The organism is Streptomyces sp. NPDC093546 (genome assembly GCF_044765045.1).
In the GTDB taxonomy this organism is placed as follows: Bacteria; Actinomycetota; Actinomycetes; order Streptomycetales; family Streptomycetaceae; genus Streptomyces.
The window spans coordinates 243036-263395 of sequence record NZ_JBIWJG010000007.1 but is presented as its reverse complement, the minus strand read 5'-3'; the positions used below and the strand labels follow the sequence as shown (position 1 = coordinate 263395).

Sequence of the window (20360 nt, the reverse complement as noted above, 5' to 3'; positions counted from 1 at the left end):
AGGGCCCACGCGCAGAGACCCTGTGGACAACCTCCCCGCGGCCGTCCCCTGCCGCGTACGGGGGCTCGCGCGCTAGAGTCCGGCACCAGGACATTACTGATGGGTAGATGAGTGAGAGGGGCCGGTATGCGGCTTGGCATCAACCTCGGCTACTGGGGCGCCGGCATGGACGGCGACAATCTCGCCGTCGCCCAGGAGGCCGACCGCCTCGGCTACGACGTGTGCTGGGCCGCGGAGGCGTACGGCTCCGACGCCCCGACCGTCCTGGCCTGGGTCGCCGCGCAGACCGAGAACATCGACATCGGCTCGGCGATCATGCAGATCCCGGCCCGCCAGCCCGCCATGACGGCGATGACGGCCGCGACGCTCGACACGCTCTCCGGCGGCCGGTTCCGCCTCGGCCTCGGCGTCTCCGGCCCGCAGGTCTCCGAGGGCTGGTACGGCGTGAAGTTCGACAAGCCGCTCTCCCGGACCCGTGAGTACGTCGAGATCGTCCGCAAGGCGATGGCACGCGAGCGCCTGACCCACGAGGGCGAGCACTGGACCCTCCCGCTCCCGGGCGGCCCCGGCAAGCCCATCAAGCTGACCGTGCACCCGCAGCGCGAGCACATCCCGCTCTACATCGCGGCCATCGGCCCGAAGAACCTGGAGCAGACCGGCGAGATCGCCGACGGCGCGCTGCTGATCTTCCCCTCCGCCGAGCACCTGGAGGAGACCGCGCTGCGGCACCTGCGCGCGGGCCGCGAGAAGGCCGGCCTGACCATGGAGGGCTTCGACGTCGTCCCGACCGTCCCGCTCGCCCTCGGCGACGACATCCCCGCGCTCGCTGACACCTTCCGCCCGTACACCGCCCTGTACGTCGGCGGCATGGGCAGCCGCAAGCAGAACTTCTACAACCAGCTCGCCCAGCGCATGGGGTACGAGAAGGAAGCCGCCGAGATCCAGGAGAAGTACCTCTCCGGCGACAAGGCGGGCGCGGCGGCCGCCGTACCGCACCGGCTGATCGACCAGACCACGCTGCTGGGCTCCGTGGAGCGGATCGCCGACCGGATGGCGGCCTACGCGGCGGCCGGTGTCACCACGCTGACGCTCGCCCCGGCCGGCTTCACCCTGGAGGAGCGGATCGCCGCGCTCCGCGCCGGTACGGAGGCCCTGGAGCGCGCCGGCCTCGCGGACTAGACGGTCGCGTCCGCCGCGGGCGGACAAGCCTGCGGCCGTGGTGGGGGCTCGGGGTCATCCCCGCCACGGCCGTCACGCTGCACAACGCGCCACCGCCCCCGTCGGTTACTGCCTGGACGCGTCGGGAAGCGCCCGGTCCGCCTCCGCGCTGCTCCTTTCGACGGAGTTGTCCCGTGGCCCTGTTGCCACGCCCCCCTCACCGCACTTGACTCGTTCTTTGCGTAAGTGCGGACAAACAGGGCCGACCGCCCTGTACGGAGGTGCAGTGATGCTTTCGGCGCGAAGCCTGTTCCAGGAGATCCTGGACAACGACGACTCCTACCGGCTGTTCTGCTCCATCGCCGCCAGCGGCGAAGCCCAGGGCGGGTGGGAGAACGCTCGGATCGCCGCCCTCGTCCCCGAGAGCATGAGCGAGCTCGCCCCCAAGATCACCCGGCACGGCGCCGACGAGGACAAGCACGGCCGGATCTTCCACGCCCTGCTCAAGAAGCGCGGCCTGGACCCGGTCCCCGTCCCGCCGGAGACCGACTACACCATGCTGCTGGAGCGGCGCGGCATCGGCCTGGCCCACGACAAGCTCCGCCGCGACGAGCCGCTGACGGAACACGACATCGTCGTCTACCTGTCCCACAGCCGGGTCACCGAGCAGCGCGCCGCCGACCAGATGGACATGCTGGTCAAGCACTTCTCCGACCACCCCGAGGTGGGCAAGGCCATCCGCATGATCTGCAACGACGAGGACAACCACCTCGCGTACTGCCACGAGGAGCTGCTGCGCCTCGCGCGCGCCGGACACGGCCGCACCATCCAGCGCACCCTGCGCGAGTCCGCCCTCGCCGAGGTCGAGGTCTACCGCGACGTCAGCCTCGCCGTCATGGACCACATGGGCCGCCTCCTGAAGTGGCCCCGCCCCAAGAGGACGGCCCTCGCCCTCGGCATCCGGGCCATGTACGCGTACGAACGGGCCGGCGGCTGGCGGCGGATGGTCAGCCTCACCATGCCCCAGCGGCGCGACGCGCTCGGCGGCCCGGCCGAGCCGGCCCCGGCCTTCTGACGGGCCGGCCCGGTCCCGCGTGCGACGGTCGCGGCAAGATCCGGAAGACAGGCCCTAGAGCCAGCCGCGGCGCTTGAAGAGTCGGTACAGGCCCGCGCACGCGACGGCCATCAGGACGATCACCATGGGGTAGCCGAACACCCAGTCCAGCTCCGGCATGTGCTCGAAGTTCATGCCGTAGACGCCCGCGACCATCGTGGGCACCGCCGCCATCGCCGCCCACGCCGAGATCTTGCGCATGTCGTCGTTCTGGCGCACGCCCATCTGCGCGAGGTGCGCCGAAAGGATGTCCGAAAGCAGTCGGTCCAGCCCCTCCACCTGCTCGGTGGCCCGGGTCAGATGGTCGCTGACGTCCCGGAAGAACGGCTGGGCCTCCTCGTTCACGAACGGCACGCCCGCGCCCGCGAGGCGGGTCATCGGCGCGGCCAGCGGACCCGTGGCCCGCCGGAACTCCAGGACCTGGCGCTTGAACATGTAGATCCGTGAGGCCGTGTTCTTGGCGTCGCTACCCGTGGGCTGGAAGACCTCCGTCTCCATCTCCTCCAGGTCGACCTGGAGCTCGCCCGCCACCTCTATGTAGTGGTCCACGACGGCGTCGCTGATCGCGTACAGCACCGACGTCGGCCCGTGCCGGAGCAGCTCCGGCTCCGCCTCCAGCCGCTTGCGCACGGCCCCCAGCGGCGCGCCCTCGCCGTGCCGGACGGTGACCACGAAGGAGTCGCCCATGAACACCATCAGCTCGCCGGTGGTGACGGTGTCGCCCTGCGGCTCGTACACCACCGGCTTGAGGACCATGAACAGCGAGTCGTCGTACACCTCCAGCTTCGGCCGCTGGTGCGCCTTGAGGGCGTCCTCCACGGCGAGCGGGTGCAGCCCGAACTCCTCCGCGACGTGATCGAACTCACTCTCCGTCGGCTCGTGCAACCCGATCCACAGGAACGCGTCGCCGCCCCACGCTCTTGCCTGGTCCAAGGCGTCGGAGAAGTCTGAGGGGCCCTCGCTACGGTGCCCGTCCCGGTAGATGGCGCAGTCCACGATCACGGCGCGTATTCTTCCCCGCCCTCGCGCCTTTGCACTCCCCAATCCGCCTAGGGCCTGTCTTCCGGATCAGGCTGGATCAGGGAGCGGGGTCTGGTGCATGGGGTCTCCCCAGGCCCGCAGGGCCTAGGGGACGGATCGCAAGGCGGAGGAGGGAGCCACTGCGGTGGGGGCACCTCCCGTGCCCGAAGGGCTACGGGGGCCATTGGCGACCGACGACAACGCGGCGAGGTGCGGTGCCAGGCCGCGCGAGCCCGGCAAGATCCGGAAGACAGGCCCTAGGCTGGCAGGCATGGCCACGCTGATCCTCGTAAGGCACGGACGTTCGACCGCCAATACGGCCGGTGTGCTCGCGGGCTGGACGCCCGGTGTCGCGCTCGACGAGCGCGGCGCCGCGCAGGCCGCCGCGCTGCCCGGGCGGCTGGCCGGCGTGCCGATAGCCGCCGCCGTCACCAGCCCGCTCCAGCGCTGCAGGGAGACCCTCCAGCCGCTCCTGGACGCCCGTCCCGAGCTGCCCGTCCACACCGACGAGCGGATCGGCGAGTGCCAATACGGCGACTGGTCGGGGCGCAAGCTCGCCGAGCTCGCCGACGAACCGCTGATGGAGGTCGTCCAGCAGCACCCCTCCGCCGCGGCCTTCCCCGGCGGCGAGTCGATCCGCGCCATGCAGGCGCGCGCCGTCGACGCCGTACGGGAGTGGAACGCGCGCGTGGAGGCGGAGTACGGCGAGGACGCCGTGTATCTGATGTGCTCGCACGGCGACATCATCAAATCCCTGGTGGCCGACGCCCTCGGCCTGCATCTCGATCTGTTCCAGCGGGTCCATGTGGATCCCTGCTCCGTGACCGTGATCCGTTACACCCGGTTGCGGCCGTTTCTCGTACGGCTCGGCGACACCGGCGACTTCGCGGCGCTGATACCGCGCGAGCGCAGCGGCGGAGGGGCGGCGGAGGTGGGCGGCGGCGCGGGCGCACCGTGATCGCCCGGCACAGTAGGGTGGACGGGCCGAAGTGCCGTCGGACGCATGCCGTCGCACCGCACAACTCAAGGACGCAAGGGAGAGGGAACGTGTCCCGTCAGGTGTTCCTCTATGACCCACCGGAGCGCTTCGTGGCCGGCACGGTCGGGCTGCCGGGGCGCCGTACGTTCTTCCTGCAGGCGTCCGCCGGGGGCCGGGTCACCAGCGTCGCGCTGGAGAAGACGCAGGTGGCCGCGCTCGCCGAGCGGATCGACGAACTGCTCGACGAGGTGGTACGGCGGACCGGCGGCAACGCCCCGGTCCCGGCCGTGGCTCCCCCCGACACCGCCGACACGGCCCCCCTGGACGCCCCCATCGAGGAGGAGTTCCGGGTGGGCACGATGGCGCTCGCGTGGGACGGCGAGAACCAGCGCATGATCGTCGAGGCGCAGGCGCTCGTCGAACTCGACGCGGACTCCGAGGAGGACCTCGCCGAGGCCGAGGAGCGGCTGCTCCAGGACGAGGAGAACGGCCCGCCGATGCTGCGCGTCCGGCTCACCGGGGCCCAGGCGCGGGCCTTCGCCAAGCGCGCCCTCGACGTCGTCAACGCCGGCCGGCCGCCGTGCCCGCTGTGCAGCCTGCCGCTCGATCCGGAAGGACACGTATGCCCGCGTCAGAACGGATACCGCCGAGGGGCCTGACCGGCCTCGACGTGGTGGAGCAGCTCGATCTGCTCGCCGAGGGGGAGCTGACCGTACGCGGCCAGGTCCGCGAGGCGTCCAACGCGGTGCTGCTCTGTTCCGTCGCGTACGAAGGCCGGGAAGCCGACTGCGTCTACAAACCCGTCGCGGGGGAGCGCCCCCTGTGGGACTTCCCGGACGGGACCCTGGCGCAACGCGAGGTCGCGGCGTACGAGGTGTCCGAGGCGACCGGCTGGGGCCTGGTCCCGCCGACGGTCCTGCGGGACGGGCCGTACGGTCCGGGCATGGTCCAGCTGTGGATCGACGGCGACCCGTCGGCCGCCCCGCTCCTCGCCCTCGTCGACGAGGACGACCCGGGGGAGGGCTGGAAGGCGGTGGGTCTCGCGGAGGTCGGCGAGGGCCGCACGGCGCTGCTCGTCCACGCCGACGACGTACGGCTGCGACGGCTCGCCGTCCTGGACGCGGTGATCAACAACGGCGACCGCAAGGGCGGACACCTGCTGCCGGGGCCGGACGGGCGGCTGTACGCCATCGACCACGGCGTGACCTTCCATGTGGACGACAAGCTGCGCACGCTGCTGTGGGGCTGGGCGGGCGAGCCGCTCCCGGAGGACGCGCTCGAGGTCCTGGCCCGCCTGGACGCCGCCCTGGCCCCCGGCGCGGCCCTCGCCACCCGCCTGGCCGAGCTGCTCACGCCCGCCGAGGTGACGGCGGCCCGGGACCGGGTGGCGGAGCTGCGCAAGTCCGCCCGCCACCCCGAGCCGTCGGGGCAGTGGCCCGCGATCCCCTGGCCCCCGGTCTGACGCACCCCTGCATCCCCGGCACCCCGGCCGCGGCGTGACCGGGCGCCACCTGCACAAACGGCGCCGCAGTGCAAGAGTGCCCATCGCGTCATGATCCTGGATCCGGTTCGTATCCGGAACACCCGTCCGGTTACGCTCGTGACATGTATGCCTGGCCCGCTTCTGAGGTCCCCGCCCTGCCCGGCAAGGGCCGCGACCTCCGGATCCACGACACCGCGACCGGCGGGCGAGTGACCCTCGCCCCCGGCCCCGTCGCCCGTATCTACGTCTGCGGCATCACGCCGTACGACGCGACCCACATGGGTCACGCGGCGACCTACAACGCGTTCGACCTCGTTCAGCGCGTGTGGCTCGACACCAAGCGGCAGGTCCACTACGTCCAGAACGTCACCGACGTCGACGACCCGCTCCTGGAGCGGGCCCAGCGGGACGGCATCGACTGGGTCGGCCTCGCCGAGCGCGAGACCGCGCTGTTCCGCGAGGACATGACCGCCCTGCGGATGCTGCCGCCGCAGCACTACATCGGTGCCGTCGAGGCGATACCCGGCATCGTGCCGCTCATCGAGCGGCTGCGCGACGCCGGCGCCGCGTACGAACTCGAAGGGGACGTCTACTTCTCCGTCGAGGCGGACCCGCACTTCGGCGAGGTGTCCCGCTACGACCACGAGGTCATGCGGGCCCTGTCCGCCGAGCGCGGCGGCGACCCGGACCGCCCGGGCAAGAAGAACCCCCTCGACCCGATGCTGTGGATGGCCGCCCGCGACGGCGAGCCCAGCTGGGACGGCGCCAGCCTCGGCCCCGGACGGCCCGGCTGGCACATCGAGTGCGTGGCCATCGCCCTCGACCACCTCGGCATGGGCTTCGACGTCCAGGGCGGCGGCTCGGACCTGATCTTCCCGCACCACGAGATGGGCGCCTCGCACGCGCAGGCCCTGACCGGCGAGCACCCGTTCGCCAAGGCGTACGTGCACGCCGGGATGGTCGCCCTCCACGGCGAGAAGATGTCCAAGTCCAAGGGCAATCTGGTCTTCGTCTCCAAGCTCCGCCGCGACGGCGTCGACCCGGCCGCCATCCGGCTCACGCTCCTCGCCCACCACTACCGCGCCGACTGGGAGTGGACCGACCAGGTCCTCCAGGACGCCGTCGAGCGGCTCGACCGCTGGCGCGCCGCCGTCTCCCGCCCCGACGGCCCGTCCGCCGACGCCCTGGTCGAGGAGGTCCGTGAGGCGCTCGCCGACGACCTCGATACCCCGCGCGCACTGGCGGCCGTGGACCGCTGGGCCGCGCTCCAGGAGTCCGGCGGCGGCACGGACGAGACCGCGCCCGGTCTCGTCTCCCGTACCGTCGACGCGCTGATGGGCGTCGCGCTGTAGCGCCTTCCGCCCGCCGCCCGACGTACCGTCAGGCGGCGGGCGCCGGGCGGCCGTTCGGCAGCCGCGACCATGACGGAGGGGCGGCACCGATTCCTCGGTGCCGCCCCTTCCGCCGCGCTGTCACTCCTCGGCGGAGCCGTCTTCCTCACCGGAATCGGGCCCGGCTTCCGGCCCCGCTCCCGGCCCGGACTCGGTCTCCCGCTTCGGCGGCTTCGGCGGCCGCGTACGCCCGCTGGAGGTGTCGCGCAGGTACGAGCTGTCGCCCATGTCGGTCGCGTGCCCCGGAGCGGCTCCCTGGCCCCCGGCCCCTGGACCGGTTGCGGGGCCGCCGTCGCGACGCCGCAGGTACCGCTCGAACTCCCGGGCGATGGCCTCGCCCGACGCCTCCGGAAGCTCCGCGGTGTCCCGCGCCTCCTCCAGCGTCTGCACGTACTCCGCCACCTCGCTGTCCTCCGAGGCGAGCTGGTCGACGCCGACCTGCCAGGCCCGCGCGTCCTCCGCCAGCTCACCCAGCGGGATGCGCAGGTCGATCAGGTCCTCCAGCCGGTTGAGCAGCGCCAGCGTCGCCTTCGGGTTCGGCGGCTGCGACACGTAGTGCGGCACCGCCGCCCACAGGCTCACCGCCGGCACGCCCGCGTGCGTGCACGCCTCCTGGAGGATGCCGACGATGCCCGTCGGCCCTTCGTACCGGGTCTCCTCCAGGTCCATGGTGCGCGCCAGGTCCGGGTCGGACGTCACGCCGGTGACCGGCACCGGCCGGGTGTGCGGGGTGTCGCCGAGCAGCGCGCCCAGGATGACCACCATCTCCACGCCCAGTTCGTGGGCGAAGCCCAGCAGCTCGTTGCAGAACGAGCGCCAGCGCATCGACGGTTCGATACCGCGGACCAGCACCAGATCACGCGGCTTGTCGCCGCCCACCCGGACCACCGACAGTCTGGTGGTGGGCCAGGTGATCTTCCGTACCCCGCCGTCCAGGTACACCGTGGGGCGGTTGACCTGGAAGTCGTAGTAGTCCTCGGCGTCGAGCGCCGCGAACACCTCGCCCTTCCACTCCCGCTCCAGGTGCGCGACCGCGGTGGAGGCGGCGTCGCCGGCGTCGTTCCAGCCCTCGAACGCGGCCACCATGACCGGGTCGATCAGCTCGGGAACCCCCTCGAGCTCGATCACCCAGGCCTCCTTCCGAAGTTCCGTGCGTACGAACCAACCTTACGGCTTCCAGGGGGCCCGGCCGCAGCCCCTGTACACGTCCGAGTGCTCTGTTCGAGCCCGGGCGGCCACCCCCGGAAGCGGGGCGAGGGCGGCCCCCGTCGGGAGCCGCCCTCGTCGTCACAAGACCCCGCGGGATCAGGCCTTCTTGCCGAGCATGTCCTCGACCTTGGCGCGGATCTCGTCCGTCGCCAGGCCACGGATCGTCAGCGTCGTACGGCGGCGCAGCACGTCGTCCGCCGTCTCCGCCCACTCGTGGTCCCGGGCGTAGGCGACCTGCGCCCAGATCTCCGGGGCGTCCGGGTGGATGCGCTCGCCCAGCTCCGGGTTGTCGTACGCCATGCGCGCGATGTCGAAGGAGAGCGAGCCGTAGTGCGTCGCCAGGTGGCGGGCGGTGTCGGCGGCCATGCGCGGGCCCGGCGTGCCGCCGTCGACCAGCAGCCGGTGGGCCACGGCGTTGGGGTTGGCTATGCCGGGCAGCGGGAGCTTCTTCGGCAGGGCCGAGATCGGCTCCATGTCCTCGCCGAGGGGGCCGCCGGGCAGGGACGCCAGCTTGTTCATCACCGTACGGCCGATGTGGCGGAAGGTCGTCCACTTCCCGCCGGCCACCGACAGCATGCCGCCGCGGCCCTCGGTCACGACCGTCTCGCGCTTGGCCTTGGAGGTGTCGCCGGGGCCTCCGGGCAGCACCCGCAGACCGGCGAAGGAGTACGTGATCAGGTCCCGGGACAGCTGCTGGTCGCGGATGGAGAACGCGGCCTCGTCCAGGATCTGGGTGACGTCCTTGTCGTTGACCGCGACCTCGCCCGGGTCGCCCTCGTACTCCTCGTCGGTCGTACCGAGCAGCAGCATGTCCTCCCAGGGGAGGGCGAAGGTGATGCGGTACTTGTCGATGGGGGTGGCGAGCGCGGCCCGCCAGGGGGAGGTGCGCTTCAGGACCAGGTGCGCGCCCTTGGACAGGCGGATGGAGGGGGCCGCGTTCGGGTCCTCCAAGCGGCGCAGGTGGTCGACCCAGGGGCCGGTGGCGTTGAGCACGAGGCGCGCGTCGACGCCGAACTCCTCGCCGGTGAGGCGGTCCTTGAGGTCCGCGCCGGTGACCCGGCCGCGGGTGAAGCGCAGGCCGGTGACCTCGGCGTGGTTGAGGACGGTGGCGCCCGCGTCGACGGCGGCGCGCACGGTCATCAGCGCCATGCGCGCGTCGTTCATCTGGTCGTCCCCGTACACGGCGACGGCCTTGAGGTTGTCGGTGCGCAGCTCCGGCACGTCCTGCGCGGCCTTGGCCGGGCTGAGCAGGTGGCCGACGCCGTCGCCGAAGGCGGAGAGCGCCGAGTAGGCGAAGACGCCCGCGCCGAGCTTGGCGGCGCCGTGCGGGCCGCCCTTGTAGACCGGCAGGTAGAAGGTGAGCGGGTTCGCCAGGTGCGGGGCCACCTGGCGGGAGACCGCACGGCGCTCGAAGTGGTTCTCCGCGACCAGCTTCACCGCGCCGGTCTGCAGGTAACGCAGGCCGCCGTGGAGCAGCTTGGAGGAGGCGGAGGAGGTGGCGCCGGCGAAGTCGCCGGCGTCCACCAGGGCCACCCGCAGCCCGGACTGGGCGGCGTGCCAGGCGGTGGAGATGCCCAGGATGCCGCCGCCGATCACCAGGAGGTCGTACGTCGCCTTGGAGAGCTGCTCCCGCGTCTCCGCACGGCTCGGCAGGGAACCGGCAGCCGGGTGCGTCCCGAGGGCAGGGACGCTCTGCAGGGTGGTCATGTCGATTTACTCCTCGTCCTCGATCCAGCCCATGGTCCGCTCGACGGCCTTGAGCCAGTTCTTGTACTCGCGGTCGCGGATGTCCGCGTCCATGCGGGGGGTCCATTCGGCGGCACGGCGCCAGTTGGCGCGGAGCGCGTCGGTGTCGGGCCAGAAGCCGACGGCCAGACCGGCGGCGTAGGCGGCGCCGAGGCAGGTGGTCTCGGCGACCATCGGGCGCACGACGGGTGCGTCCAGGAAGTCCGAGAGGGTCTGCATCAGCAGGTTGTTGGAGGTCATGCCGCCGTCGACCTTGAGCGCGGCGAGCTCGACGCCGGAGTCCTTGGTCATGGCGTCGGTGATCTCGCGGGTCTGCCAGGCGGTGGCCTCCAGCACGGCGCGGGCGATGTGCGCCTTGGTGACGTACCGGGTGAGGCCGGCGATCACACCGCGGGCGTCGGAGCGCCAGTACGGGGCGAAGAGGCCGGAGAAGGCCGGCACGAAGTACGCGCCGCCGTTGTCCTCGACGGAGGAGGCGAGGGTCTCGATCTCGGCGGCGGTGCTGATCAGGCCCATCTGGTCGCGCATCCACTGCACCAGGGAGCCGGTGACGGCGATGGAGCCTTCCAGGGCGTAGACCGGGGCCTGGTCGCCGATCTTGTAGCCGACGGTGGTGATGAGGCCCGAGTACGAGTTGATGATCTTCTCGCCGGTGTTCAGCAGCAGGAAGGTGCCCGTGCCGTACGTCGACTTCGCCTCGCCCTCGGAGAAGCAGGTCTGGCCGAAGAGGGCGGCCTGCTGGTCGCCGAGCGCGGAGGCGACCGGGACGCCGTCGAGGACGCCGCCCTTGACGGTGCCGTAGACCTCGGCGGAGGAGCGGATCTCCGGCAGGACCGTCATCGGGACCTCCATGGACTGGGCGATCTTGTCGTCCCACTCCATGGTGTGGAGGTTCATCAGCATGGTCCGGGAGGCGTTGGTGACGTCGGTGACGTGGCGACCGCCGTCCACACCGCCCGTGAGGTTCCAGATGACCCAGGAGTCCATGGTGCCGAAGAGGATGTCGCCGCGCTCGGCGCGCTCGCGCAGGCCCTCGACGTTGTCGAGCAGCCAGCGCACCTTCGGCCCGGCGAAGTACGACGCGAGCGGCAGGCCGGTCTCGCGGCGGAAGCGGTCCTGGCCGACGTTGCGGCCGAGCTCCCGGCAGAGGGCGTCGGTGCGGGTGTCCTGCCAGACGATGGCGTTGTGGACGGGCTCACCGGTGTTCTTGTCCCACAGCAGCGTGGTCTCGCGCTGGTTGGTGATGCCGATGGCCTTGACGTCGGCGGCGGTGATGCCGGCCTTCTCGATGGCGCCGGCGACGACCTCCTGGACGTTGGTCCAGATCTCGGCCGCGTTGTGCTCCACCCAGCCGGGCTTGGGGAAGATCTGCTCGTGCTCCTTCTGGTCGACGGAGACGATGCGTCCGTCGCGGTCGAAGACGATGCAGCGGCTGGAGGTGGTGCCCTGGTCGATGGCCGCGATGAAGGGGCCGGTGGTGTGTGCGTCGGTCACGGTTGCTCCCGGAAGTCGGTAAGAGGACGAAGGACGGCTCAGGCGAAGGCGAGGGTGTAGATACCCGCGGCGAGGGCTCCGCCGATCAGCGGGCCGGCGACGGGGATCCAGGCGTACCCCCAGTCGGAGCCACCCTTGTTCGGCAGCGGGAGCAGGGCGTGCACGATGCGCGGGCCGAGGTCGCGGGCCGGGTTGATGGCGTAACCGGTCGGACCGCCGAGCGAGAGGCCGATGCTGACCACGACGAGCGCCGTGATCAGGGCGCCCAGCGTGCCGAGGCCCTTGCCGCTGTCGTTGAGGCCCTGCGTCAGCACGGCCAGGACGAGCACCACGGTGCCGATGATCTCGGTGGCGAGGTTCTGCCACACGTTGCGGACCTCGGGGCCGGTGGAGAAGACGCCGAGGACGGGCCCGGCCTTGGCGGCGCTCTCGTTGTGCGGGCCTTCGATGGCCTTGTCCGCGGGGTCGTCACCCACGATCTCGCGATCGGTGAGGTGCGCGTGGAACTGGCCGTAGTACGCGATCCAGACCAGCGCGGCGCCGATCATGGCACCGAGGAGCTGGCCCGCGAAGTAGACGGGGACGTTCTTCCAGTCCCCGTCCTTGATCGCGATGCCGACGGTGACGGCCGGGTTGAGATGGGCGCCCGACAGGGAACCCGTCATGTAGACCGCGGTCAGGACCGCGAAGCCCCACCCGAAGGTGATGGCAAGCCAGCCGGCGTTCTGCGCCTTCGAGCGCTTCAGTGTGACGGCGGCGCACACGCCACCGCCGAGCAGGATGAGTACGGCGGTACCAATGATCTCGCCGATGAAGATGTCGGAGCTGGACACCCGCGACTCCTTTGTCCTTCGTCCAGGGGAAGGCGAACCCCGGGTCCCTCCGGTGGTCCGCGCCCTCGGCTGAGGGCGTTAACCGGCCTCCTGGCGTTGCCACACTCTAGCGCCTATTGCCGGTAGGTGTTCGACAATGCCGACCGATGAACGGCAGTTTTGCCGTCGGTTAAACGCGGCGTCAATGGGTTCGGCTGGCCGAAACGCGTTCGTTACCAGGCCTGAGGCGGCAGGGGAGTGCCCGGCCCCGGGCACGCGGGCGCGGAGCCCGCAAAGGCCTGGGGGCAAGAGAGTGCGCCCCTCGGAGGGGTGTCCTCGGAGGGGATGCGGACGGTCCGGGGGGTGCACGGCGGCGCAAGCCGCCCAAGGCCCGGGGCGCGTGCGCCGGAGGCGTCGGCCTCGCGCGCGGGTCGGAATCGACGGCCTCGCGCGTGGGTCAGAAGCGGCTCGCGCCCAGGTCGCGGGAGACGGCGCGGGCGCAGTCCCGTACCGCCGCGATCAGCTCCGAGCGCAGCTCGCCGTCGTTGCAGACCCGCTCCACCGCGCCCGTGATGGCGACCGCGCCGACCGGCATCCGGCGCCGGTCGTGGATGGGCGCCGCCACCGAGGCCACGCCCTCCCAGGTCTCCTCGACGTCGGCCGCCCAGCCGCGCGCCCGCGTCATCTCCAGTACGGTCTCGAAGTCGTCCAGCGTCGTGATGGTGCGCGGCGTGAAGGCCTTGCGGTCGGCCTCCACGGCCTCGCTGTGCGCCACCGGGTCGTACGCCGAGAGCACCTTGCCCAGCGCCGTGGAGTGCAGCGGCTGCATCGCCCCGACCTCCAGCACTTGGCGGCTGTCGTCCGGGCGGAAGACGTGGTGGATGACGAGCACGCCGTGCTGGTGCAGCACGCCCAGGTGGACGCTCTCGCCGCTGGAGCGGGCCAGGTCGTCCGTCCACACCAGGGCCCGCGCCCGCAGCTCGTGCACGTCCAGATAGCTGTTGCCCAGCCGCAGCAGCTCCGCGCCCAGCTGGTAGCGCCCGGAGGCCGGGTCCTGCTCGACGAACCCCTCCGCCTGGAGGGTGCGCAGGATGCCGTGCGCCGTACCCTTCGCGAGATCCAGCGACGAGGCGATGTCGGACAGACCGAGACGGCGCTCCCCACCCGCGAGCAGGCGCAGCATCGCCGCCGCTCGTTCAAGCGACTGGATGTTCTTCGGCATCGCCCCGGCCCTTCTTCCACAGTTCGACAATGCTGAACACTATCGGCCGATGCCGACCTTGAGCCACACCCGAGGAGTAACCCGAGGAGTACTCGGAAACCGGCCACCCCCGACAGCATGGGGACAGCATGCAGTCCGGCACGTGGAACGAGATGTCCACCCCAGGGGGTACGCGGTTACCCTGACCCGGTGCGCTTCCCACTGGATGGAGGCGCAAAGCCGACAGCCGTCGCATCTAGGGAGCACTTCCATGGCCTCGTCGCCGACCCCTTCCGCTGACAGCAATCAGATCACTGACAGCAGGACCCGAGCCGCCGCCCTCCGCGAGGCCCTCGCCACCCGTGTGGTCGTGGCCGACGGAGCCATGGGCACCATGCTCCAGGCACAGGACCCGAGCCTCGAGGACTTCGAGAACCTCGAAGGCTGCAACGAGATCCTCAACGTCACCCGCCCCGACATCGTCCGCGCGGTCCACGACGCGTACTTCGCCGTGGGCGTGGACTGCGTCGAGACCAACACCTTCGGCGCGAACCTCGCGGCCCTGGGGGAGTACGACATCCCCGAGCGCGTCCACGAGCTGTCCGAGGCCGGCGCCCGCATCGCCCGCGAGGTCGCCGACGAGTACACCGCCTCCACCGGACAGCAGCGCTGGGTGCTCGGCTCCATGGGCCCCGGCACCAAGCTGCCGACGCTCGGCCACGCCCCGTACACCGCGCTCCGCGACGCCTACCAGCAGAACGCCGAGGGCATGATCGCCGGCGGCGCCGACGCCCTGCTCGTGGAGACCACGCAGGACCTGCTCCAGACCAAGGCCGCCGTCCTCGGCGCGCGCCGCGGCCTCGAGGCGCTCGGCGCCGACCTGCCCCTCATCGTCTCCGTCACCGTCGAGACGACGGGCACCATGCTGCTCGGCTCCGAGATCGGCGCGGCGCTCACCGCCCTGGAACCGCTCGGCATCGACATGATCGGGCTGAACTGCGCCACCGGCCCCGCCGAGATGAGCGAGCACCTGCGCTACCTGGCCCGCCACTCGCGCATCCCGCTGTCCTGCATGCCCAACGCCGGCCTGCCGGTCCTGGGCAAGAACGGCGCGCACTACCCGCTGACCGCCCCCGAGCTCGCCGACGCGCAGGAGACCTTCGTGCGCGAGTACGGGCTGTCGCTGGTCGGCGGCTGCTGCGGTACGACCCCGGAGCACCTGCGCCAGGTCGTCGAGCGCGTCCGCGGCCTGAGCCCGTCCCCGCGCGACCCGCGCCCCGAGCCGGGCGCCGCGTCGCTGTACCAGACGGTGCCGTTCCGCCAGGACACCTCCTACCTCGCCATCGGCGAGCGGACGAACGCCAACGGTTCGAAGAAGTTCCGCGAGGCCATGCTGGAGGGCCGCTGGGACGACTGCGTGGAGATGGCCCGCGACCAGATCCGCGAAGGCGCCCACATGCTGGACCTGTGCGTGGACTACGTCGGCCGTGACGGCGTCGCCGACATGGAGGAGCTCGCCGGGCGCTTCGCCACCGCCTCCACGCTGCCGATCGTGCTGGACTCCACCGAGGTCGAGGTCATCCGCGCCGGCCTGGAGAAGCTCGGCGGCCGCGCGGTGATCAACTCGGTGAACTACGAGGACGGCGACGGCCCCGAGTCACGCTTCGCCCAGGTCACCGCGCTCGCCAAGGAGCACGGCGCCGCCCTGATCGCGCTCACCATCGACGAGGAGGGCCAGGCCCGTACGCCGGAGAAGAAGGTGGAGATCGCCGAGCGGCTGATCGCCGACCTGACCGGCAACTGGGGCATCCACGAGTCGGACATCCTCATCGACACCCTGACCTTCACCATCTGTACCGGCCAGGAGGAGTCCCGCAAGGACGGCATCGCCACCATCGAGGCGATCCGCGAGCTCAAGCGCCGCCACCCGGACGTCCAGACCACGCTCGGCCTGTCCAACATCTCCTTCGGGCTCAACCCGGCCGCCCGGATCCTGCTCAACTCCGTCTTCCTCGACGAGTGCGTCAAGGCGGGCCTCGACTCGGCGATCGTGCACGCCTCCAAGATCCTGCCGATCGCCCGGTTCAGCGAGGAGGAGGTCCAGACCGCTCTGGACCTGATCTACGACCGCCGTGCCGAGGGCTACGACCCGCTCCAGAAGCTCATGCAGCTGTTCGAGGGCGCCACCGCCAAGTCGCTGAAGGCCGGCAAGGCCGAGGAGCTGGCCGCGCTGCCGCTGGAGGAGCGGCTCAAGCGCCGCATCATCGACGGCGAGCGCAACGGCCTGGAGGCCGACCTCGACGAGGCCCTCACCACCCGCCCCGCGCTCGACATCGTCAACGAGACGCTGCTGGACGGCATGAAGGTCGTCGGTGAGCTGTTCGGCTCGGGCCAGATGCAGCTGCCGTTCGTGCTCCAGTCCGCCGAGGTCATGAAGACCGCGGTCGCCTACCTCGAACCCCACATGGAGAAGGTCGAGGGCGAAGAGGCCGGCAAGGGCACCATCGTCCTGGCCACCGTGCGCGGCGACGTCCACGACATCGGCAAGAACCTCGTCGACATCATCCTGTCGAACAACGGCTACAACGTCGTCAACCTCGGCATCAAGCAGCCGGTTTCGGCCATCCTCGAGGCCGCCGACGAGCACAGGGCCGACGTCATCGGCATGTCCGGGCTCCTGGTCAAGTCCACGGTGATCATGAAGGAGAACCTGGAGGAGCTCAACCAGCGCGGCCTGGCCGCCCGCTTCCCCGTCATCCTCGGCGGCGCCGCCCTCACCCGCGCGTACGTCGAGCAGGACCTCCACGAGATCTACGAGGGCGAAGTCCGCTACGCCCGCGACGCGTTCGAGGGCCTGCGCCTGATGGACGCCCTGATCGCCGTCAAGCGCGGAGTGCCCGGCGCCACCCTGCCCGAGCTCAAGCAGCGCCGCGTCAGGGCGGCCGCCACCGTGGTGGAGGAGCCGGCCCCGGAGGGCGGTGTCCGCTCCGACGTCGCCACCGACAACCCGGTGCCCGATCCGCCGTTCTGGGGCACCCGCGTCGTCAAGGGCATCCCGCTCAAGGACTACGCGTCCTGGCTCGACGAGGGCGCGCTGTTCAAGGGCCAGTGGGGCCTGAAGCAGGCGCGTACCGGCGACGGCCCCACGTACGAGGAGCTCGTGGAGACCGAGGGCCGGCCGCGGCTGCGCGGCTGGCTGGACCGGCTCCACACCGAGAACATGCTCGAGGCCGCCGTCGTCTACGGCTACTTCCCGTGCGTGTCCAAGGGCGACGACCTGATCCTCCTCGACGACAGCGGCCACGAGCGCACGCGGTTCACCTTCCCGCGTCAGCGCCGCGGCCGACGCCTGTGCCTGGCGGACTTCTTCCGCCCGGAGGAGTCCGGCGAGACCGACGTCGTCGGCCTCCAGGTCGTCACCGTCGGCTCGAAGATCGGCGAGGCCACCGCCGAGCTGTTCGCCGCCGACTCCTACCGCGACTACCTCGAGCTGCACGGCCTGTCCGTCCAGCTCGCCGAGGCCCTCGCCGAGTACTGGCACGCGCGCGTGCGCGCCGAGCTCGGCTTCGCCGGCGAGGACCCGGCCGACGTGGAGGACATGTTCGCGCTGAAGTACCGCGGCGCCCGCTTCTCCCTGGGCTACGGCGCCTGCCCCGACCTGGAGGACCGCGCCAAGATCGCCGACCTCCTCCAGCCGGAGCGCATCGGCGTCCACCTCTCCGAGGAGTTCCAGCTCCACCCGGAGCAGTCCACGGACGCGATCGTGCTCCACCACCCGGAGGCGAAGTACTTCAACGCCCGCTGAGGCAGGCCGCTGAGGCACCTCGCTGAAGCAGCACACCGCATCACTGAAGGCGCGTTTCCGGAACGCGACGTACACTGGTCGGTCCAGTGCAGGCCGGTCGCTCTTCCCACCGGGGGTTCCCCCACGGGGAGCGCGACCGGCCTTCTCGTCCCTCGATGGAGGTGTGCCGATGACCAGCACGGTCCCCGCGTCCCTGACCCGTACGGCCGATGGAGCCGCCCTTCAGGCCGTCTTCCTGGACATGGACGGCACGCTGGTCGACACCGAGGGCTTCTGGTGGGACGCGGAGGTCGAGGTCTTCGGCGAACTGGGCCACCGGCTCGACGAGTCCTGGCGTGACGTGGTGGTCGGCGGGCCGATGACCCGCAGCGCCGGGTTCCTCATCGAGGCCACCGGCGCCGACATCGCCCTCCCCGAGCTGACCGTGCTGCTCAACGACAGATTCGAACAGCGCATCGGCCACGGTGTGCCGCTCATGCCGGGGGCCGAGCGGCTGCTGGCCGAGCTCGCCGCGCACGAGGTCCCCACCGCGCTCGTCTCCGCCTCGCACCGCCGCATCATCGACCGCGTCCTGCGCTCCCTGGGCCCCGAGCGGTTCACCCTCACCGTCGCGGGCGACGAGGTGCCCCGTACGAAGCCGCACCCCGACCCGTACCTGCTCGCTGCCCGCGGCGTGGGCGCCGAGCCGGGCCGGTGCGCCGTCATCGAGGACACCGCCACCGGGGTCGCCGCCGCCGAGGCCGCGGGCTGCCGGGTGGTCGCCGTCCCGTCCGTCGCGCCCATCGCTCCCGCCGCCGGCCGGGCCGTCGTCCGTTCCCTGGAAGAGGTCGACCTCGGTTTTCTCCGTTCATTGATCAACGGAATGAACTGAACCCCACATCGGGGAAAACCGAGAGCGCCCGGCCGGGTCTTTTCCGTAACCGGGAAAAGAGGAATCCGGCGTGACGTTGGTCACGCTCCGTGGTGATCGAGCCGTGACCCCGGGGCCCCCGGGCCCCGCTTCCGGCCCCTCGGGTGCACCTTTGTGTCCCGATTCATCAAGGGGTGTACGAAACATTCCGCGCATAGTGATCGCCGATGACGCATTACTCCTCACTGTCTGATGCGGGCTCAACTCAAGCCCGTTCAAGAGCGCCTGGCACCGCCCACTAATCTCTTGGCGAGAACTTCGCCGCACTAATCCGCGTGTTCGCGTCAAGCCACCAGCAGGCGCCGGACACCGGACCGATCGCTCTGTATCCCGGCCCGATCGCCCCGCCCAGACCGGGTGGCCGCGGCGGAGTACGCCCCACGCTGTACCCAGTGCCGGATGAGGAGAACGTCCAGATGAACCGCAAGACCTTGGTGCTGCCGGCCGTCATCGGCCTGCTGGCCCCCGCACTCGCAGCCTGCGGCGGCTCGGAGGCGGGATCCGGCGACGGCAGCGCCATCGTCGTCGGCACCACGGACCGGTTCACCGCCACGAAGGACGCCTCCGCCCCCTTCGACCCGGCCTTCGCGTACGACGCCGGCGCCTGGAACGTCCTGCGCCAGACCGTGCAGACCCTGATGCGCGTCCCGCGCGGCGGCGGCACGCCGGTCCCCGAGGCCGCCTCCCAGTGCTCCTTCACCGACCGGGCCAGCGAGCGCTACCGCTGCACCCTGCGCGAAGGCCTGACCTTCTCCGACGGGACGCCCATCACGGCCAAGGACGTGAAGTTCTCCATCGAACGCGTCCTCGCCATCAACTCCGACAACGGCGCCGCCGGCCTCCTCTCGAACATCGACACCATCGAGACCAAGGCCGACGACGAGGTCGTCTTCCACCTGAAGACGCCCGACGCCACCTTCCCGTACAAGCTGTCCACGCCCGTCGCGGGCATCCTCAGCGGGGACAAGTACGACGCCAAGAAGCTCCGCGACGGCTTCCAGGTCGACGGCTCCGGCCCGTACACCATGCGGGCCGAGGTGCGGGACGACCAGGTCACGAAGATCGTCTTCACCCGGAACGAGCACTACAAGGGCGACATCAAGCTCCGCAACGACCGCGTCGAGCTGCGCTCCTTCGACGACTCCGCGGCCATGGGCGACGCCCTGCAAGCCGGCTCCATCGACATGATGACCCGCACCATGTCGCCCGAGCAGATCAAGGACCTCGCCGAGCACTCCAAGGAGGGCATCGAGCTCCGCGAGATGCCGGGCCTGGAGATCCGCTACCTCGCCTTCAACACCCAGGACGCCTCCGTCCAGGACAAGGCCGTCCGCCAGGCCGTCGCCGCCGTCGTCGACCGTGGCCAGATCGCCGCCAAGGTCTACGGCTCCACGGCCACCCCGCTCTACTCGCTGATCCCGTCGACGATCACCGCGCACACCAACTCGTTCTTCAACAAGTACGGCGAGCCCAGCAGCCAGAAGGCCGCCTCCATCCTGCGCGAAGCCGACATCTCCACCCCGGTCAAGCTGACCCTGCACTACACCAGCGACTACTACGGCCCGGGCACCGCCAAGGAGTTCGAGGCGCTGCGCGACCAGCTCAACGCCACCAAGCTCTTCGACGTCCGCGTCGAGGGCGTTCCGTGGTCGACGTTCCGGCCCGCCCAGAAGCGCGGCGAGTACGCCGTCTACGGGCTCGGCTGGGTCCCCGACTTCCCCGACCCGGACAACTACATCGCGCCGTTCCTCGACGCGGACAACTTCCTCAACTCCCCCTACGTCAGCACCGAGGCGCGCGGCAAGCTCATCCCGCAGTCGCGCCGCGCGGCCGACCGCAACTCCGCCTCGCCCGCCTTCGAGCAGCTCCAGGACATCGTCGCCAACGACGTCCCCGTGCTCCCGCTGTGGCAGGGCAAGCAGTACGTCGCCCACCGCAACGACCTCACCGGTGTCGAGTGGGCCCTCAACACCTCCTCGGACCTCCAGCTCTGGGAGCTGGCCCGAGGCATCGCCTGACCCACGATGTACCCGGCCGC

Annotated in this window: 15 protein-coding genes; 9 read left to right on the top strand and 6 right to left on the bottom strand. The window is 71.1% G+C overall.

Annotation, left to right across the window (positions count from 1 at the left end):
- Positions 1–126: 126 nt before the first annotated feature.
- Both ACIRNI_RS18325 and ACIRNI_RS18320 read left to right on the top strand, forming a co-directional pair.
- The gene (locus ACIRNI_RS18325) at positions 127–1179 is read left to right on the top strand and encodes an LLM class F420-dependent oxidoreductase (protein WP_355366856.1); all 1053 of its coding nucleotides are present in this window, start codon (positions 127–129) and stop codon (positions 1177–1179) included.
- A 268-nt stretch (positions 1180–1447) separates the two neighbouring features.
- Entirely contained in the window at positions 1448–2233 is a 786-nt protein-coding gene (locus ACIRNI_RS18320; RefSeq protein ID WP_403552405.1) for a ferritin-like domain-containing protein, read from the top strand.
- Positions 2234–2287: 54 nt separating this feature from the next.
- Here ACIRNI_RS18320 and corA read toward each other — a convergent pair whose 3' ends face one another.
- Complete coding sequence (gene corA, locus ACIRNI_RS18315) at positions 2288–3283, bottom strand: magnesium/cobalt transporter CorA (protein ID WP_403552539.1); 996 nt, start codon at positions 3281–3283, stop codon at positions 2288–2290.
- Between the two features lie 280 nt (positions 3284–3563).
- Between corA and ACIRNI_RS18310 the strand changes: the two genes are divergently transcribed.
- From ACIRNI_RS18310 to mshC, 4 genes are all read left to right on the top strand, one after another.
- Positions 3564–4250, top strand: a complete 687-nt coding sequence (locus ACIRNI_RS18310; RefSeq protein WP_403552404.1) for a histidine phosphatase family protein — start codon at positions 3564–3566, stop codon at positions 4248–4250.
- Between the two features lie 89 nt (positions 4251–4339).
- Positions 4340–4930, top strand: coding sequence for a DUF3090 domain-containing protein (locus ACIRNI_RS18305; protein WP_355366865.1), 591 nt, complete (start codon positions 4340–4342; stop codon positions 4928–4930).
- Entirely contained in the window at positions 4894–5733 is an 840-nt protein-coding gene (locus tag ACIRNI_RS18300; RefSeq protein ID WP_403552403.1) for an SCO1664 family protein, read from the top strand. Before ACIRNI_RS18305 ends, ACIRNI_RS18300 begins: the two co-directional genes overlap by 37 nt.
- A gap of 143 nt (positions 5734–5876) precedes the next feature.
- Positions 5877–7106 (top strand): cysteine--1-D-myo-inosityl 2-amino-2-deoxy-alpha-D-glucopyranoside ligase, encoded by a 1230-nt coding sequence (gene mshC, locus ACIRNI_RS18295; RefSeq protein WP_403552402.1) that lies wholly within the window; start codon positions 5877–5879, stop codon positions 7104–7106.
- Between the two features lie 120 nt (positions 7107–7226).
- On the opposite strand, the gene ACIRNI_RS18290 is transcribed toward mshC, so the two are convergent.
- The 5 genes from ACIRNI_RS18290 to ACIRNI_RS18270 all read right to left on the bottom strand — a co-directional run bounded on the left by ACIRNI_RS18290 (position 7227) and on the right by ACIRNI_RS18270 (position 13628).
- The gene (locus ACIRNI_RS18290) at positions 7227–8273 is read right to left on the bottom strand and encodes a PAC2 family protein (protein WP_403552401.1); all 1047 of its coding nucleotides are present in this window, start codon (positions 8271–8273) and stop codon (positions 7227–7229) included.
- Between the two features lie 177 nt (positions 8274–8450).
- Positions 8451–10061, bottom strand: a complete 1611-nt coding sequence (locus ACIRNI_RS18285) for an FAD-dependent oxidoreductase (protein ID WP_403552400.1) — start codon at positions 10059–10061, stop codon at positions 8451–8453.
- 6 nt (positions 10062–10067) lie between these two features.
- On the bottom strand, positions 10068–11594 hold the full coding sequence (gene glpK, locus ACIRNI_RS18280; protein WP_403552399.1) for a glycerol kinase GlpK: 1527 nt from the start codon (positions 11592–11594) through the stop codon (positions 10068–10070).
- A 38-nt stretch (positions 11595–11632) separates the two neighbouring features.
- Entirely contained in the window at positions 11633–12427 is a 795-nt protein-coding gene (locus ACIRNI_RS18275; RefSeq protein WP_403552398.1) for an MIP/aquaporin family protein, read from the bottom strand.
- Positions 12428–12863: 436 nt separating this feature from the next.
- Positions 12864–13628 carry an IclR family transcriptional regulator gene (locus ACIRNI_RS18270; protein ID WP_403552397.1) on the bottom strand — a complete coding sequence of 255 codons (765 nt, stop codon included), beginning with the start codon at positions 13626–13628 and terminating at the stop codon, positions 12864–12866.
- Between the two features lie 250 nt (positions 13629–13878).
- Here ACIRNI_RS18270 and metH point away from each other — a divergent pair, with 250 nt between their 5' ends.
- From metH to ACIRNI_RS18255, 3 genes are all read left to right on the top strand, one after another.
- Positions 13879–17412 (top strand): methionine synthase, encoded by a 3534-nt coding sequence (gene metH / locus ACIRNI_RS18265; protein WP_403552396.1) that lies wholly within the window; start codon positions 13879–13881, stop codon positions 17410–17412.
- Positions 17413–17581: 169 nt separating this feature from the next.
- On the top strand, positions 17582–18283 hold the full coding sequence (locus tag ACIRNI_RS18260) for an HAD family hydrolase (protein WP_403552395.1): 702 nt from the start codon (positions 17582–17584) through the stop codon (positions 18281–18283).
- 455 nt (positions 18284–18738) lie between these two features.
- Positions 18739–20340: an ABC transporter substrate-binding protein gene (locus ACIRNI_RS18255; protein WP_403552394.1), complete on the top strand. Its 1602-nt coding sequence runs from the start codon at positions 18739–18741 to the stop codon at positions 20338–20340.
- Positions 20341–20360: the final 20 nt, after the last annotated feature.

What these genes read in the sequence shown, in the direction of transcription:
- ACIRNI_RS18325 (WP_355366856.1), top strand. Translation starts at nt 127, where the DNA reads ATGCGGCTTGGCATCAACCTCGGCTACTGGGGCGCCGGCATGGACGGC.
- ACIRNI_RS18320 (WP_403552405.1), top strand. Translation starts at nt 1,448, where the DNA reads ATGCTTTCGGCGCGAAGCCTGTTCCAGGAGATCCTGGACAACGACGAC.
- ACIRNI_RS18310 (WP_403552404.1), top strand. Translation starts at nt 3,564, where the DNA reads ATGGCCACGCTGATCCTCGTAAGGCACGGACGTTCGACCGCCAATACG.
- ACIRNI_RS18300 (WP_403552403.1), top strand. Translation starts at nt 4,894, where the DNA reads ATGCCCGCGTCAGAACGGATACCGCCGAGGGGCCTGACCGGCCTCGAC.
- mshC (WP_403552402.1), top strand. Translation starts at nt 5,877, where the DNA reads ATGTATGCCTGGCCCGCTTCTGAGGTCCCCGCCCTGCCCGGCAAGGGC.
- ACIRNI_RS18285 (WP_403552400.1), bottom strand. Translation starts at nt 10,061, where the DNA reads ATGACCACCCTGCAGAGCGTCCCTGCCCTCGGGACGCACCCGGCTGCC.
- ACIRNI_RS18270 (WP_403552397.1), bottom strand. Translation starts at nt 13,628, where the DNA reads ATGCCGAAGAACATCCAGTCGCTTGAACGAGCGGCGGCGATGCTGCGC.
- metH (WP_403552396.1), top strand. Translation starts at nt 13,879, where the DNA reads ATGGCCTCGTCGCCGACCCCTTCCGCTGACAGCAATCAGATCACTGAC.
- ACIRNI_RS18260 (WP_403552395.1), top strand. Translation starts at nt 17,582, where the DNA reads ATGACCAGCACGGTCCCCGCGTCCCTGACCCGTACGGCCGATGGAGCC.
- ACIRNI_RS18255 (WP_403552394.1), top strand. Translation starts at nt 18,739, where the DNA reads ATGAACCGCAAGACCTTGGTGCTGCCGGCCGTCATCGGCCTGCTGGCC.